Source organism: Actinoplanes sp. NPDC051859, assembly GCF_044452725.1.
Taxonomy (GTDB): domain Bacteria; phylum Actinomycetota; class Actinomycetes; order Mycobacteriales; family Micromonosporaceae; genus Actinoplanes.
The window spans coordinates 20,719-36,254 of record NZ_JBITBX010000005.1; the positions used below are offsets into that span (position 1 = coordinate 20,719).

Below are 15,536 nucleotides of genomic sequence, written 5' to 3' on the forward strand. Positions count from 1 at the left end.
AAGCTCACCCTGCCAAACTGCGAACACTGTACGCAGTTTACAGTGAGGAGGTGACCGACGCGACCCCCCAGCCCATCTGGAATCGGCCGGCCCGCGGCAGCCGAGGACCCACCCCGGCGCACAGCCGCGACGACATCGTGGCGGCAGCCGTCGCCCTCGCGGACGCGAACGGCCTCAACGCGGTGTCCATGCGCGCGGTCGCAGCCGCCCTCGGCACCGCCGCCGGCACGCTCTATCGCTATCTGTCGTCGCGCGACGACCTGCTGGATCTCATGACCGACCACGCGATCGCCGAACTGAGCCCCTACCCGGAAGCGTCCGGCGGCTGGGCGGACACGATGCTGCTGCTCGGCCGCCACCAGCTCGACCTGCACCGCCGCCACCCCTGGTTGCGCGACGTCATCCACCGACCCACCGGCGTCGGCCCGTCCGCCCTCGGCTGGTTCGACAACTGCCTACGGGTGTTGGCGCCGGTCGACTGCCCCGTTCAGGCCAAGTTCGAAGCGATCGCGATGATGACCGGTGTGGCGACGCTGTTCGCCCGGAGCGAGGCCAGCGCACCGGCCGTCAGTTTCGCCGGGATCGACCTCGCCCGCTATCCCCACCTGACCGCTGCGTTTTCCCAGCCGGCCACGCCCGCACCAGACCAGGACCTCTTCGAGCGTACGCTCCGCGGCCTGCTATCTGGACTTCTAACGCCCTGATCGGCCGGCGTCCGTCGCGGACGGCGCGAGGCGGGCGGCCGCACCGATTTCCAGGGCGGCCCAGACCGTGCCGTCGGGACCGACGGTGATGCCGTGCGGCTCGGCCGCGGGCGTCGGCAGGTCGTAGTGCCGGAAGGTGCCATCGGCGTCGACGTGGCCGACGCGGTTGGCAGCCCACTCGGTGAACCAGCAGCCGCCCGTCGGATCCGCGACGATCGCGTGCGGTTTGGCCGCGCGGTCCGGTAGCGGGAACTCGTCGATCTTGCCGCCGGGACTGATGCGGCCGACCTGCCCGGCGAGGATCTCCACAAACCAGAGAGTGCCATCGGTCCCGGCCGTGATACCGACCGGTCCTGCGTCGGCTGTGGGCAGCTCATGCACCGTGACAGCGCCGTCGAGACCGATCCGGCCGACCGCGTTGGCCTGGTTCAGCGTGAACCAGAGCGCCTCGTCCGGGCCTGCGGTGATCATCGAGGGGAAGCCGCCCTGGACTCCCACCGCGAACTCGGTGACCGCACCGCTGTCCGTTATCCGGCCGATGGCGTCGGTGTTCATCTCGGTGAACCACAGTGCGCCGTCCGCTCCCGCGGCGATGCCGAACGGTCCGCTGCCCGGCGTCGGCGTGGCGAACGACGTGCTGCTGCCGTCCGCGCCGATCCGGCCGATCCGGTGGTCGGCGTTGCGGGTGAACCACAACGCGCCGTCGGGGCCCGCAGTGATGATGGAGGGCCTGCAATCCGCAGCATCCAGCGGGTGGGTGGAGACGACCCCATCTCGCCCCAGCCGACTGATCTGTCCGCCGTGCACCAGGGTGAACCACAGTGCCCCGTCCGGGCCGATCGTGACGCCGTACGGGCCGGCGCCCGGGCTCGCTACCGCAACCTCGCTGACGGACCTGGTCATGCACCCATCCTGCCACCCGGGATGGCGAGCGCTGCAGCGAGTCCACGGCAGACAGTCTCTTCGCCGCACATCGGCGTACGCCGGAAGCGTGACGGTCCGGACCACGCCTGCCGACCACCGGCCGGCCGTGCAACCGTTCGGGGGAAGCCGACCTCACGAGCGGGAGAAATCCGATGGTCACGGTCCCGGCCGGTAGCACGCTGTCGTTGCGGTGCCCGGGCGAGCAGCCGCTCGCCCTGCTCGTGCTGGCCGAGGTCAGTGCGCCGTTCCTCGCCGAGCTGCCCCCGATCGCGGTGCTCAGCCCGGACGGCCCGGGCATCCGCCGGTTCGGCATCCTCGAGCTCGTGATCAGCACCGGGGTCACCTGGGTCGAGGCTGAGCTGCGTGAGGGCACGCTCACCCTCGCCGGCGACCCGCCCACTGAGGTGGTCCAGCGCCGCGGTGCCGCCCGGCGCCCCGGCACGTACGCCGCCACCGGCACCGCCCAGCTCGACACCGACCCGGGCCGCCGCCTGGTGGCACTCTCCGGCCAGGTCGAGGACGTGTCCACGAGCGGCCTGTTGCTGCGCGCCACGCCCGCCGACAGCGTGCACCTGCCGCCCGGCATTGTGCGAACGCTGCTGCACGTCAGCATGCCGTGGGGCGACATGGCAGCCACGGTCACCACGGTCGACCAACGCGCCGACCAACTTCGTGGCACGTACGAGTGGATGGCGCTCGCCGACGAGGAGGCACTCCGGGCCTTCTGCGCGGACCGCTGACTTCTTGGTTGTCTATGGTGATCCGGACGGCGACTGCGGCAGGAGTGAGTGACGTGCGTAGCGATGAGTTCCGGGACATTCCGCCGACCACATTGGCTGACGTGTTGGGTCGGGACCGGGTCATGGACATCGGCGTCCGGCCGCTATGGACGCCGACGCCGCGGGTCGCCGGACCTGCCTTCACGGTGCGGTGCCCGAAAGGCGACAACCTCATGCTGCACGCGGCGATCTACGAGGCCGCGCCGGGTTCCGTGGTGGTGGTGGAGTCGGGCGACCTCGACTATGCGCTTGCGGGTGGGAACGTGTGCGCGGTGGCCCAGCGGCGGGGGATTGCCGCATTCGTGCTCGACGGGCTGATCCGCGATCTCGCCGAGGTGCGGGAGGCGGGCTTCCCCGTCTTCGCCCGGGGCGTGATCCCGATCCCCGGCACCAAGGATGCGATCGGCGAGCACGGCGGCACGGTCCGCTGCGGTGGTGTCGAGGTCGCCGCGGGGGACATCGTCGTGGCGGACGAGGAGGGCGTCGTGGTCGTTCCGCACGCCCGCTACGACGAGGTCCTTACCGCTTCGCGGGCGAAACTCGCCAAGGAAGAGGCGGAGACGCTCGACGACTGGGAGCAGGCTCACCGCGTCCGCGTCGAGAAGGCGCTCAGCGCCGAGAAGTAGCCAGGCTCTCGCCTTCCACATCTATGCGCGGCAACATGCGGTCGAGAAAGCTGGGCAGTGCCCACGCCCGCCGGCCGAGCAGGGTCATCGCTGCCGGGACGATGGTCATGCGGACCACGAACGCGTCGAACAGGACGGCCACCGCGAGGGCGAAGCCGATCGACTTGATCATCAAGTCGGTGGACAGCACGAAGCCCGCGAACACGCTGACCATGATGATCGCGGCGGCCGTCACCACCCGGGCGCTGTGGCCGAAGCCGTCGGCTACGGCGTCCGCCGGTGTTGCGCCCTGCACGTACTCCTCGCGCATGCGGCTGACCAGGAACACCTCGTAGTCCATCGACAGGCCGAACACGATGCCGATGAGGACGACGGGCATCAGGCTGATCACCGGACCGGTCTGTGCGACGCCGAACAGCTCGGCTAGCCAGCCCCACTGAAAGACCGCGACGACCGCCCCGAACGTCGCGGCCACGCTGAGCAGGAAGCCGGCGATCGCCTTGATGGGCACCCACACGGCACGGAACAAGACGGTCAACAGCAGCAGAGCCAACACCACGATCACGCTGAGGTACGGCCCCAGCGCGGCCCCCAGCTTCGCGGACATGTCGATGTTGATGGCTGTCGTGCCCGCGACCAGGACCGTAGCGGGTACCTGGTCGTCGAGGTTGCGGATAGCGTGCACGAGGTCCGTGGTCTCCGGGCGGTCCGGGGCACTCGCGGGGATGACGCGGAGGATCGCCGTGTCACCGCCGGGGTTGATGGTGGCCGGACCGACTGCTGCGACGTCGGGGAGCGCGCGAACGGCCGTGGTGACCTCCTCCGCCGCCGCCTTGGGGTCGCCGGTTCCGGCCACGTCCACCACGACCAGCAGCGGCCCGTTGAATCCCGGCCCAAACCCGGCGGTGAGCATGTCGTAGGCCTTGCGCTGGGTGGTCCCCGGCGCAGCCAGCTCGTCGCCGGGCAGCCCCAGTCGCAGATCCAGCGCGGGAATCGCCAGCGCCAGCAGACCCAGCGTCGCCACCACCAGCGTCACCACCGGTCGCCGAGTCACTAGACCCACCCATCGGCGCCCCATCGTTCGCTCGCCCACGCCCACGCCTGCGGTCGGGCTGGGAGCGGCGGTCGGGGCTGCGGGGGAGTCTGGCCGAGCCGTGGTGCCGGTGATGCGGGAGCCGGCGAAGCCGAGGAGGGCCGGCAGGAGGGTGAGGGCGATGAGGACAGCGACCGTGACGGCCACAGCCGCGGCAATGCCCATCTGGGTGAGGACGGGAACGTTGACGACGGCGAGGGCGGCCAGGGCGATCACCACGGTCAGGCCGGCGAAGACGACCGCGGACCCGGCGGTCCCGACCGCATGCCCCGCTGCCTCGATGCCGACTCGGCCGCCGGCCACCTCATGCCGGTACCGCGAGACGATGAACAGTGCGTAGTCGATCGCGACCGCGGTGCCGAGCATGAGTGCCAGCGTCGGCGTATTGCTGCTGAGGTCGGTGAAGCCGGAGCCGATGTGGATGCCGGCCAGCACGGTGGCGACGCCGAGGGCTGCGGTCAGCAACGGCAGGCCGGCGGCGAGCAGCGAGCGGAAGGTGATCAGCAGCACCACGGCGGCGATGCCGAAGCCGAGCACCTCGCCGATGCCGTGCCCGGCCGGTTTGCGCAGGGCGTCGCCGCCGGTCTCGACGGTCAGGCCCGCGGTGCGACCCGCTGCCCGCGCCTCGGCCAGCGCGTCCCGGTCGGCGTCGGTCAGGGCGTTCGCCCGGACCCGGTAGGTGACCTGGGCGTACGCGACGTTCCCGGCCGGGTTGACCGCGCCCTGGAAGGGGTCGGTGACCGTCGCAACGTGCGGCCCGCCGCGGACGGGGGCGAGCGCCGCGTTGATGGCGGCCCGGTGCGCGGGGTCGGTGAGTTTCTGCCCGGCCGGTGCCGCGAACACGATGCGGGCCTCCGCGCCGCCGCCGGCCTGGGGGAACCGGTCGACGAGCAAGTCCTGCGCGCGTTGTGCCTCCGTACCCGGAATGCTGAAGGTCTCCGCGGTCGGCCCGGACAGGGTCGCCGCGCCGGCGCCGAGGATCGTGATCAGGGCGAGCCACAGGGTGAGGACGAGCACCCGGCGTCGGTACGCGAAGCGTCCGAGGCGAGCGAGGTAGGAGGCCATCGGCACACCGTGCCGGGAAACGGACCGGGAATCGTCGTCTGAGTGCAGGCTTCCTCGTACTACATCGGTGGTAGGTGCGGGGGACCCGGGCTACTGCGCGTGGAGGACGTCGGGGTGTCGCGAGCCGCGTAGGGTGCTGAAGGTGATGTGGCCCAGACTCAAGGTCGCGGCCAGCCATCCGCTGGTGCTGGACGTGCTGCTGGCGCTGGTGCTCGCCTACGCGGTCTTCCGGGCGACTGTCGACGATGTGGTAACCCGCACCGACGTGGTGGTGGCCGGGGTGGCCTTCGTCGCGGTGCTGCTGCGCCGCCTGCGGCCCTATCTCGCGCTGGTCTGCGCGACGGCTGCCACGGTCGGGGCGGTGATGCGGGAGGTGCGTAATCCCGGCCTGATCGTCGCGCTGGGTGTGATCACCTATTCGATCGCTGCGCAGTCCGGGCGCCGGCAGGGCTGGCTGGCGGCGTTGGCGGCGTCGTCGCTGGTCTACCTGTCCGGGCTGATCGTGGCGCCGGGCGACTGGTGGCGGACGGAAACGCTGGGGATCTTCGCCTGGATCTTCCTGGCCGCGGCGGCCGGGGATGCGGCGCGCACGCACCGGGCGTACGTGCGGGAGGTGGAGGAGCGGGCTCGACACGCCGAGCAGACCCGCGAAGAGGAGGCGCGGCGCCGGGTCATGGCCGAGCGGGTGCGCATCGCCCGGGAGTTGCACGACGTGGTGGCCCACCACATCGCAGTGATCAGCGTGCAGGCCGGCGCTGCCGCGCACGTGTTGGAGCGCCGCCCGGACCAGGTCAGTGCGGTGCTTGCGCACATCCGGGAGGCCTCGGACACGGTGTTGCAGGAAATCCAGTCGGTGGTCGGCGTGCTGCGCGGCTACGACGAGGAGGACAGCACCGAGCCGGCCCCCGGTCTGGCCCGGCTGCCAGAGTTGCTGGCGGGCCTGGCAGCAGCGGGTTTCACCGTACGGTGGCAGCAGCGCGGCGAGCCACGATCCCTGCCGGCGCTGGCCGATCTTGCGGCTTACCGGATCGTGCAGGAGGGTTTGACGAACGCTCACCGCTACGGTGACGGCTCAGCCGACCTGCTCGTCGAATACACCGCCACGGGTGTGGTGCTCGAGGTCGGCAACGTTGCGCATCCGGATCCGCAGCCGGTGGGCTCCGGCTATGGCCTGCTGGGTATGCGCGAACGGGCGGCGGCGGGCGGCCGGGTCAGCGCGGGTCCCACGGGTGACGGTCGGTTCCGCGTCCATGCGACGCTGCCGCAGCTGCCCCAGGGTGCGGGCGCATGACGATCCGCGTGCTGCTCGCCGACGACCAGGAACTGATCCGGGCCGGCTTCAAGCTGATCATCGATTCGGAACCGGACCTGGTGGTCGTGGCGGAGGCCTGCGACGGCCAAGAGGCGGTCGACCGGTGTCGTACGGCCCGCGCCGACGTCGTGCTCATGGACATCCGCATGCCCCGGCTGGATGGTCTGCAGGCCACCCGGCGGATTGCCGCGGACGACGATCTGGCCGGCGTCCGCGTACTGATGTTGACCACCTTCGAGCACGACGACAACGTGGTGCTGGCCCTGCAGGCCGGGGCCAGCGGCTTCCTCGGCAAGAGCGTCGCGCCCGCCGACCTGCTGCACGCGATCCGGGTCGTCGCGGGTGGCGAGGCGCTGTTGTCGCCCGCGGCCACCCGAGCCCTGATCACCCGATTCCTGCGCACACAGGAGCCGGCGGCGACTCACCCCGCCACCCTGCACCTGCTCACCGACCGTGAGCGGCAGATCCTCGTCCTAGTCGCGCACGGCCTGTCCAACGATGACATCGCGGAGCGGCTGTACGTCTCCCCGCTGACGGTGAAGACGCACGTCAACCGCGCGATGACGAAGCTCGCCGTCCGGGACCGGGCGCAACTGGCCGTGCTCGCCTACCGGTGTGGCCTGGTCCGACCCGGCGACGCCCTGCCCGCGCCCTGACGTGTGTCACGCTGGGATGCGGGAGAGGGAGGCCGTCATGATCGTGTCCTTCGCGTACGCGGGAGCCACCGTCGAGATCGTCGAGGCCGGTGCCATCCTCGCCGCTGCCCGGGTGAACCCGGTCGAACTGCTGCACCGGGCCGTCTTTCCGTTGCCGGTGCGCCGGGCCGCACTGACCGTGTCGAGCGTGGACACGCCGGCCGGGCCGGTGCACGTGTTCACCGCCGAGATCGGCACCACCGCGGGCGACCTGCCGCACAAGGAACGTATTCGTGCCCTCGTGCTGGGCAACGACCCGGTGGGCATGCTGCTGGCCAAGCGGATCGCCGCCGGGGACCCGGTCACCACTCGGCTCGTGGACGGGGTGGGAACTGCGGCCGTGGCGGCGTACCGAAGACTGGGTTTGGATCGGCCGACCGGGCGTGCGCCGGAGACGGCGGTCCTGGCCGACGCGGCTGCCGGATTGCAGGCCACCATGACCTCCGAGGCCGATGGCAGCCTGGTGCGCCTGCGTGCTGAGCTGCCCCGCGACGAGGTGACGCCCGAGCACCTGGCCGCCATGGTGCGGCTGCTCCTGCAAGCGATCGTGGAACTGCTGCCACCGTCGACCGAACCGCTGTCCGGCCGGCGTTACACGGTGAGCCGGGAAAACCTGCCGCAGGCGCCGACCAGCACTGACGAGGTGACGCTCGACCAGGTCGGCGGCCTCGCCGACGTGGTGGCCGAGCTCCGCCAGATCGCTGTGTCGTTTCGCCACCCGGCGGCGATGGCCCGCTGGGCGCGCGGCGACCGCAGGGCATCCTCATGTACGGGCCACCCGGCACCGGCAAGACCATGCTCTCCCGAGCCCTAGCCAACGAGATCGGCGCCGACTTCCGCGAGATCCGTACGCCGGAGATCCTCGACAAGTGGCTCGGCGGCTCGGAACGCAACATCAAGCAGATCTTTCGCGACGCCCGCCGCTACCGGGTGCCGACCCTGATGCTCTTCGACGAGTTCGACTCGATCATCAGTTACGCGGGTGCCGGCGGCGACGCGGCCAGCCAGGCCATCAACGCAGTGGCGGGCATCTTCAAGCAGGAGATGAACATCCTCATCGAGGCCAACCCGAACGTCATCGTGGTCGCGACCACCAACTTCCCGCACCGGGTCGACGACTCGCTGATCCGCTCCGGGCGCTTCGACGTCAAGATCTCCGTGCCGAAGCCCGACGAGGCCAGCCGCACCGAGATCTTCCGCAAGATGATCGCCCAGCTCACCGCCGCCCACGAGGAGCCGGGCTTCACCATGTTCGCGCGCGACCTCGACCTGGCCGACCTCGGCCGCCGCAGCCACGGCATGACCGGCGCCGACATCAAGGAGGTGCTGCGCCGGGTCCAGCTCGCCAAGGCCATGCAGGACGCCCGCACCGGCGGCCTGGTCGACCCGATCGGCCAACCGGACCTCATCGCCAGCATCGCCGACCTGCTCGGGTAACTTCACCGGTCATGCGGGCAAACGACTGGAACGACCCCGACTGGCAGGCCGCGGCCCAGGACTGGGTCACCGCCCACCTCGCGGCGCAGCACACGCCGGCGACCGGCACCTTCACCCCGCATCGGGTACGCCCATGGTCGGTCACCTACCGCATGCCCACCCACGCCGGCACGCGCTGGTTCAAGGCGAACATCACCGACTGTCGCTACGAGGCCGCCCTCGCCGAAGCGCTCACCCGCATCGCCCCGGGCGCCACTCTGCCGCCACTCGCCGTCGACGTGTCCCGCGGCTGGCTGTTGACCGCCGACGCTGGACCTACCTTGCGCGAGGCTCTCGACGGTGCCGACCGGCTGAAGGCGTGGACCACCATGCTGCAGGCGTACGCCGAACTGCAACAGGCGACCGTGCCGCACGTGGCGGAGTTGCTGGCGCTGGGCGTACCCGACTCCCGGGTCTCCGCCATTCCCGGGCTCTTCGCCGAACTCCTCGCGGACCCGGCGATCGAGGTCGATCCGGCCGTGCCGGACCTGGCACCCGACGTCGCGCGCTGGTGCGCCGAGCTGGCCGCAGACGGCATTCCGGCCGCACTGCAACACGACGACCTGCACGACGACAATGTCTTTCCCGACCTGCGCTTCTTCGACTGGGGCGACGCCAGCATCGCGCACCCGTTCGGGTCGCTGCTGGTCACGCTGAACGTCCTGCAAGCCCAGCTGGACCTCCCGAACGGTGCGAGTGAGCTGATCCGGCTTCGTGACGCCTACCTCGAACCATGGTCGGGCAGCGTCGACCCGGCCACGCTGCGCCGCTCGGTCACGCTGGCCTGCCGGGTCACCAAGGTCTCCCGCGCCCTGTCCTGGCGCCGGGCCCTGCGCGACGCGGCCGTGCCGGTCGACGACGACTACCGGACGGCGCCGGCCGCCTGGCTGGGTGAACTCACCGGGGGAACCGCGGTCTAACCTGCTGTCATGGGGTTGTTCACGGTGGCGCTGGCACGGCAGGAACTGGACCGGCTGCGCCCGATCCTCGCCGAGATCGTGGTCGTCCGGGCGGACCTGGTCGAACTGACCGCCGCCCTGGCCGTGGGCGGCGAGCCGACCCCGCTCGGCGGCCTGCCCGAACGCAAGGCCGCCGAAGCCCGCCTCAACGAGCTGATGACCGAAATCCAGGAGACCGGCGCCGAGCTCAAGGGCGTGGCACCGCTGCTCGTCGACTTTCCCGCCGAGCTCGATGGCGTGCCGGTGCTGCTGTGCTGGCTCGAAGGCGAAACTGACCTCGCCTGGTACCACCGCGTCGACCTGGGCTTCCCCGGCCGCCGCCCCCTGCCCTAAGCTTGCCGCAGACGTGACCCTGATCGAGGAGGTGAGACCCATGACTCGTGGTGCTCTCCTCGTGTCACGGCCAGGCGATTGAGGTAGCTGTCGCCGGGAGCGCCCTTCAGCACTCTCGAGAGGCACCTCATGTACGACGCGATCATCGCCGGCTGTGGCCCGGTCGGCGCGATGCTGGCCGCCGAGCTGCGGCTGCACCACCTCCGGGTCCTCGTCCTGGACCGCGACACCGAGCCCGTCTCCTCCGCCCGTATCGTCGGCCTGCACATCCGCTCGCTCGAACTCCTCGCCATGCGCGGCCTGCTGGACCGCGTCCGCGCACACGGGCGGCAGCGGCCGGCCGGCGCCTACTTCGCCGCCATCGACAAACCCGCGCCGCCTGGCCTCGACTCCCCGTACGCGTACCTGCTGGGCATTCCGCAGCCGGTCCTCGTCCGGCTGCTCGAAGACCACGCGACCGCCCTGGGTGCGCAGGTCCAGCGCGGCACAGCGGTGTCCGGACTCGAGCAGGACGACAACGGCGTGACCGTCGAACTAGCCACCGGTGAACGACTCCGCACCCGCTACCTCGTCGGCTGCGACGGAGGCCGCAGTACGGTACGCAAACTCCTCGGCGTCGGCTTCCCCGGTGAGCCCGGCGAGAACCACACGCTGATGGCCGAGCTGGAAGTCGGCATGCCACCGGCAGAAATCGCCGCCCGGGTGCAAGCCCTCAACGAGCGCGATCGGCGGTTCAGCCTGCACCCCATCGGCGAGAAGATCTATCGCGTCATCGTCGCCGTGGCGGGCGTCGGCGACCGCACGACACCACCCACCCTCGACGACCTCCGGCACCACCTGCGCGCCTTCGCCGGCACGGACTTCGGCGTGCACTCGCCCCGCTGGCTGTCCCGCGTCTCCGAGGCGACCCGGCTGGCCGAGCACTATCGCGTCGGGCGGGTACTGCTGGCCGGCGACGCCGCCCACATCCACCCACCCATCGGTGGGCAGGGCCTCAACCTGGGCATCCAGGACGCCGTCAACCTCGGTTGGAAACTGGCCGCGCAGGTGCACGGCTGGGCGCCGGCGGAGCTGCTGGACACGTACGAGTCCGAACGCCGTCCGGTCGCCGCGGACGTGCTGGACAACACCCGCGCCCAGCGGGAACTGCTGTCGACCGAGCCGGGTCCCCGGGCGGTCCGCAAGCTGCTCGCCGAGCTGATGGACATCGACGAGGTCAACCGCTATCTGCTGGAGAAAGTCACCGCGATCGGCCTCCGCTACGACTTCGGGGCCGGTCCCGACCTGCTTGGCCGCCGTCTGCCCGATCTCCACCTGTCAAAGGGCAATCTGTACGGGCTGCTGCACACGGGCCGCGGCCTCCTTCTCGACCGCACCGGGCAGCTGACCACGGGCGGGTGGTCCGACCGGGTCGATCACGTCGAGGACCACACCGTGGCACTCGACGCCGCGGGGGTGCTGCTCCGCCCCGACGGCTACGTCGCATGGGTCGGCGACCACCAGCCGGACCTGGACGATCAGCTCAGGCGCTGGTTCGGCATACCGACCTGATTCCACCGCGCTGTCACATCCTTCGGGGCTCCGTCGTCCCACCGGTGAAACACCGAGGCGAGGAGAGACAGCATGGCAGGGAACACCGAGGTGGTGGTGGTCGGCGGCGGGTATGCCGGGGTCATGGCGGCCAATCGACTGGCCGGCCGCAGCGACGTCACGGTGACGCTGGTCAACCCGCGGCCGCAATTCGTCGAACGAATTCGCCTGCATCAGCTCGTCGCCGGGTCCGACGACGCGGTGACCGAGTATCGGCAGGTGCTGGGTAAGCGGGTCCGGCTGGCCGTCGACTCCGCGACACGGATTGACGCGGGCGGCCGGGCCGTAGCGTTGGCCTCCGGGGGCGTGCTCGGCTACGACTATCTCGTGTACGCGGTCGGCAGCGGCAGCACCGATCCCGGAGTGGCGGGAGCGGCCGAGTACGCGTACCCGATCGCCGGGTTCGAGCAGGCGCAGCGGCTGCGGCAGGCGCTCGGCGAGGTGTCGCAGGGCGCGCGGGTGACGGTGGTGGGTGCCGGGCCGACCGGGATCGAGACCGCTGCGGAGCTGGCCGAGCAGGGCCGGGCGGTGACGTTGGTGTGCGGCGGGGTGCTGGGGCCGTACCTGCATCCGCGGGGTCGGCAGGCGGTGACCCGGCGGCTGACCGGGCTCGGGGTGACCGTGCTCGACGGGCCCGGTTCGACGGTGACGGAGGTGACGCGCGACGCTGTCCGGCTCGCCGACGGGCGGACGCTGCCGAGCGGGGTGACCGTCTGGACCGCCGGGTTCGGGGTGCCGGATCTGGCCGCGCGCAGCGGGTTGCGCACCGACGCGCTGGGCCGGCTGTTGACCGACGAGACGCTGACCAGCGTGACTGACGAGCGCATCGTGGCCGCCGGCGACTCGGCGGCGCCGTCGGGGGTGCCGTTCCGGATGAGTTGCCAGGCCGCGGTGCAGCTCGGCCCGGTGGCGGCGCGTACGGTGCTCAGTCGGCTCGCCGGTGAACGGCCGGCACCGCTCGCAATAGCCTTTGCCGGGCAGTGTCTCAGCCTGGGCCGCCGGGCCGGCTTGTTCCAGTTTGCGCACCGGGATGACCGGGCCCGCAATCTTCTTCTCGGCGGTCGGCCGGGCGCCACGCTCAAGGAGTGGGTGTGCCGCAGCACGATCAAGCAGCTGGCATTGGAGGCCCGCCACCCTGGCCTGTTCGCGCCGCCGGCCTGGGCGATGGCCGATCGGGGTCGCCAGGTGCGGGAGGCCGCTGCACCGGATGGTGGCGTGCGGTCGCGATACTGAGCGGATGTCGCGTTACTCCGCCCTCGTGCGGCGCCTCGGTCGTCAGCGCTGGTTTGCCGCACTCGGCCGGCGGTTGGCCCCGCTGGACGGCCGCCTCTACCGGCTCACCGGCGGACGTTGGTCGGTGATCGGCCGCCAGGTGTTGCCGCAGTTACTGCTCACCACCACCGGTCGCAAATCCGGTCTGCCCCGCACGCACCCCCTGCTGTACGCCACGGACGGCGACGCGTACGTGGTGGTCGGCTCGAACTGGGGTCAGGCGCACCATCCGGCGTGGTCGGTCAATCTGCTCGCCGATCCGCAGGCCCGGGTGACTCTGGGCGAGCGGGAGTTCGCGGTGCGCGCGACGCTGACCATGGGAGCCAACCGCGACCGGCTCTGGCAGATGGTGCAACAGATCTGGCCCGGCTACGACGACTACGCCACCCGCGCCGACGGCCGGGAGATCCGCATCTTCCGCCTGACGACGGACTAACTGGTCGGCGCGGCGATGCCGGAGGTGGCGAAGGACGGCTCGGGGGAAGGGCGGCCGAAGAAGTAGCCCTGGGCCAGCTCGTACCCGAGGCGGTGCAGCTCGGCGGCCTGTTCCGCGGTTTCCACGCCCTCGGCCACCGCGGTCAGGCCGAGGCCGGCGCTGACCTGGATGAGGGCGGTGGCGATGACCGCGTGCCGGCCGGCCATGGTGATGCCGTCCACGAAGGACTTGTCGACCTTGAGCACGTCGACCGGTACGGTCTGCAGCAGGCCGAGCGACGAGTGGCCGGTGCCGAAGTCGTCCAGTGCGATGGACACGCCCAACTCGTGCACGTCCTGAAGGGACTGCACCGCCTGACCGCCGCCGAACACCGCGGTCTCGGTGACTTCCACGGCGAGGGTGTCGGCGGGTAGACCGGTTTCCGCCAGGACGCCCGCGACCATCGCGCCGAAGCCGGGCTCGGCGAGCTGCCGGGCCGACACGTTGACGCTCATCCGGATCGGGGCGGCCTCGCCGTGCTCGGCGCGCCATGCCATGGCCTGCGCGCATGCCGAACGCATGATCCATTCGCCCAGCTCGACGATCAGTCCGTTGCGTTCCGCGGCGGGGATGAACTGGTCCGGCGGCACCATGCCGCGCTCGGGGTGCTCCCAGCGCACCAACGCCTCCACCGCGACGGTGTGTCCGGCGGGCAGCGAGACGATCGGCTGGTAGAACACCCGGAACTGGCCGGCGTCGAGCGCGGTACGCAGCTCTGCGCCGATGCGTGCCTGCTCATCGGACAACTCGTCCAAGCCGGGTGTGTACCGGCGCGGCTTGTCGTGGGCGGCCTTGGCGGCGTACATGGCGACGTCGGCGCGCCGCATGACCTCGTACGGGTCGGTGGTGCCGTCGCCGCTGGTGACGCCGATGCTGGCGCCGACGAGCAGGTCGTGCTCGCCCGCGGTGACCGGCTTGTCCAGCACCGCCGCGAGTCGGGTCACAAGCGCGTCGGCCTCCTCGCCGGTCGCGCCCGGCATCAGCACCGCGAACTCGTCGCCGCCCATGCGGGCGCACAGCACGTCGGCGGGCAGGGCCGCCCGCAGCCGGCGGGCGACCACGCTGAGCAGGTGGTCGCCGACGCCGTGGCCGAGCCGGTCGTTGACGCCTTTGAAGTCGTCGAGGTCGAGCAGCGCCACCTGGATCCGACCGGTTTCCAGCGCGACGCCGAGCGCGTGCTCGAAGCGGCGCCGGTTGGCGAGCCCGGTCAGCTCGTCGGCCATCGCCAGGTTCTCCAGCTGGTCCGCCTGCCGCTGCACCTGCCCGACGAAGCCGGACATGCGGACCACCACGAGCAGGAAGAGCAGCACTGCTCCCGCGGCGATGGTGAGCCGGTCGGTGCCGTCGGCGCCGATGCCCGGGAGGAAGAGCAAGCCGGGAGCCAGCAGCGAGCAGACGGCCAGCAACGTCAGCCGGGCCCGGCCCACCCGGGCATCCCCGCCGGACTCCGCGGCCGTGCCCGCGTCGCGCATCGAAGGGTGCAGCGCGGCCGCACCCCAGAACACGTAGGACATGAGCCAGCCGGCGTCCAGCACGGCGTTGTCGACCTGGGCGTAAAGCGAGACCAGGGAGTAGGTCACATCGGTGACGAGCAGCAGCAGCGCGGCGATGCCGAGCAGCCGGACACTGGCCGAGAGCCGCCCCACTCCGGTGTAGAAGCGGGCGAGCATAGCGAGCAGCAGCGCATCGGCGGCCGGATACGCCACGCCGATGGTCCGCTCGAGGGTCGAGGCGCTGGAGTCCGTCGCGATCGGGTGCATCACGAACACCCAGAAGACCAGGCCGAGGCCGACCGCCACAATGGCGGCGTCGATGAGGGCCGCGACGTCGCGGACCCCACGCTCGCGACCGCGGATCAGCATGAGCATCCCGATCACCAGCAACGGGTACGCGCTGAGATAGAGGATGTCCGCGGGAGAGGGGTACGGTTCCTGGTTCAGGACGTACATGTAGTACTCCCACACCAGGTCCCCGGCGACCCAGGTGAGCTGGCCGCCGGCGAACCAGTACCACATGGCGGGCCGGGCGGGCCGGTGCTTGCGGACCCCCAGGATGATCGCGACGGTGGCGATGAGGCCGATGGCGTCGTACCCGAGGTTCGAGGCCAGGCTGTCGGCGGGCAGCAGGTAGTAGCCGGCAGTAGCCAGTGACCCCGTCACCAGCCAGAGCCACCACCACCGCTCACGCCGCACGCCATGCCATCGGCCGGGTCGCGGCTCAGCTGAGGGGTACA

15 protein-coding genes are annotated in these 15,536 nt (G+C 71.1%); 12 read left to right on the forward strand and 3 right to left on the reverse strand.

Annotation, left to right across the window (positions count from 1 at the left end):
• Positions 1-50: 50 nt before the first annotated feature.
• Complete coding sequence (locus ACIA1L_RS14105) at positions 51-704, forward strand: TetR family transcriptional regulator (protein WP_396073086.1); 654 nt, start codon at positions 51-53, stop codon at positions 702-704.
• Here ACIA1L_RS14105 and ACIA1L_RS14110 read toward each other — a convergent pair.
• Entirely contained in the window at positions 693-1,607 is a 915-nt protein-coding gene (locus ACIA1L_RS14110) for a virginiamycin B lyase (protein WP_396073087.1), read from the reverse strand. The two genes, ACIA1L_RS14105 and ACIA1L_RS14110, sit on opposite strands and share 12 nt — an antisense overlap.
• Before the next feature lie 173 nt (positions 1,608-1,780).
• Between ACIA1L_RS14110 and ACIA1L_RS14115 the strand changes: the two genes are divergently transcribed.
• Both ACIA1L_RS14115 and ACIA1L_RS14120 read left to right on the forward strand, forming a co-directional pair.
• Positions 1,781-2,368, forward strand: a complete 588-nt coding sequence (locus tag ACIA1L_RS14115; RefSeq protein ID WP_396073088.1) for a hypothetical protein — start codon at positions 1,781-1,783, stop codon at positions 2,366-2,368.
• 53 nt (positions 2,369-2,421) lie between these two features.
• The gene (locus ACIA1L_RS14120) at positions 2,422-3,033 is read left to right on the forward strand and encodes an RraA family protein (RefSeq protein ID WP_396073089.1); all 612 of its coding nucleotides are present in this window, start codon (positions 2,422-2,424) and stop codon (positions 3,031-3,033) included.
• On the opposite strand, the gene ACIA1L_RS14125 is transcribed toward ACIA1L_RS14120, so the two are convergent.
• The gene (locus ACIA1L_RS14125; protein WP_396073090.1) at positions 3,017-5,191 is read right to left on the reverse strand and encodes an MMPL family transporter; all 2,175 of its coding nucleotides are present in this window, start codon (positions 5,189-5,191) and stop codon (positions 3,017-3,019) included. The two genes, ACIA1L_RS14120 and ACIA1L_RS14125, sit on opposite strands and share 17 nt — an antisense overlap.
• 145 nt (positions 5,192-5,336) lie before the next feature.
• On the opposite strand from ACIA1L_RS14125, the gene ACIA1L_RS14130 reads away from it, so the two are divergent.
• From ACIA1L_RS14130 to ACIA1L_RS14170, 9 genes are all read left to right on the forward strand, one after another.
• A complete protein-coding gene (locus ACIA1L_RS14130) occupies positions 5,337-6,482 on the forward strand; it encodes a sensor histidine kinase (protein WP_396073612.1) in 1,146 nt (381 codons plus the stop codon).
• The gene (locus ACIA1L_RS14135; RefSeq protein ID WP_396073091.1) at positions 6,479-7,159 is read left to right on the forward strand and encodes a response regulator; all 681 of its coding nucleotides are present in this window, start codon (positions 6,479-6,481) and stop codon (positions 7,157-7,159) included. The genes ACIA1L_RS14130 and ACIA1L_RS14135 overlap by 4 nt, the downstream gene beginning before the upstream one ends.
• A 37-nt stretch (positions 7,160-7,196) precedes the next feature.
• Positions 7,197-8,012, forward strand: a complete 816-nt coding sequence (locus tag ACIA1L_RS14140) for a hypothetical protein (RefSeq protein ID WP_396073092.1) — start codon at positions 7,197-7,199, stop codon at positions 8,010-8,012.
• Entirely contained in the window at positions 7,964-8,635 is a 672-nt protein-coding gene (locus ACIA1L_RS14145; protein ID WP_396073093.1) for an AAA family ATPase, read from the forward strand. Before ACIA1L_RS14140 ends, ACIA1L_RS14145 begins: the two co-directional genes overlap by 49 nt.
• A gap of 11 nt (positions 8,636-8,646) precedes the next feature.
• On the forward strand, positions 8,647-9,594 hold the full coding sequence (locus tag ACIA1L_RS14150) for a hypothetical protein (RefSeq protein WP_396073094.1): 948 nt from the start codon (positions 8,647-8,649) through the stop codon (positions 9,592-9,594).
• 9 nt (positions 9,595-9,603) lie between these two features.
• Positions 9,604-9,966: a DUF2203 domain-containing protein gene (locus ACIA1L_RS14155; RefSeq protein WP_396073095.1), complete on the forward strand. Its 363-nt coding sequence runs from the start codon at positions 9,604-9,606 to the stop codon at positions 9,964-9,966.
• Positions 9,967-10,095: 129 nt separating this feature from the next.
• Positions 10,096-11,517 carry an FAD-dependent monooxygenase gene (locus ACIA1L_RS14160; protein ID WP_396073096.1) on the forward strand — a complete coding sequence of 474 codons (1,422 nt, stop codon included), beginning with the start codon at positions 10,096-10,098 and terminating at the stop codon, positions 11,515-11,517.
• 72 nt (positions 11,518-11,589) lie between these two features.
• Positions 11,590-12,789, forward strand: coding sequence for an NAD(P)/FAD-dependent oxidoreductase (locus ACIA1L_RS14165; RefSeq protein ID WP_396073097.1), 1,200 nt, complete (start codon positions 11,590-11,592; stop codon positions 12,787-12,789).
• Positions 12,790-12,793: 4 nt separating this feature from the next.
• Positions 12,794-13,264 (forward strand): nitroreductase/quinone reductase family protein, encoded by a 471-nt coding sequence (locus ACIA1L_RS14170; protein WP_396073098.1) that lies wholly within the window; start codon positions 12,794-12,796, stop codon positions 13,262-13,264.
• Here ACIA1L_RS14170 and ACIA1L_RS14175 read toward each other — a convergent pair.
• Entirely contained in the window at positions 13,261-15,462 is a 2,202-nt protein-coding gene (locus ACIA1L_RS14175; protein ID WP_396073099.1) for a putative bifunctional diguanylate cyclase/phosphodiesterase, read from the reverse strand. The two genes, ACIA1L_RS14170 and ACIA1L_RS14175, sit on opposite strands and share 4 nt — an antisense overlap.
• Between the last annotated feature and the right edge of the window lie 74 nt (positions 15,463-15,536).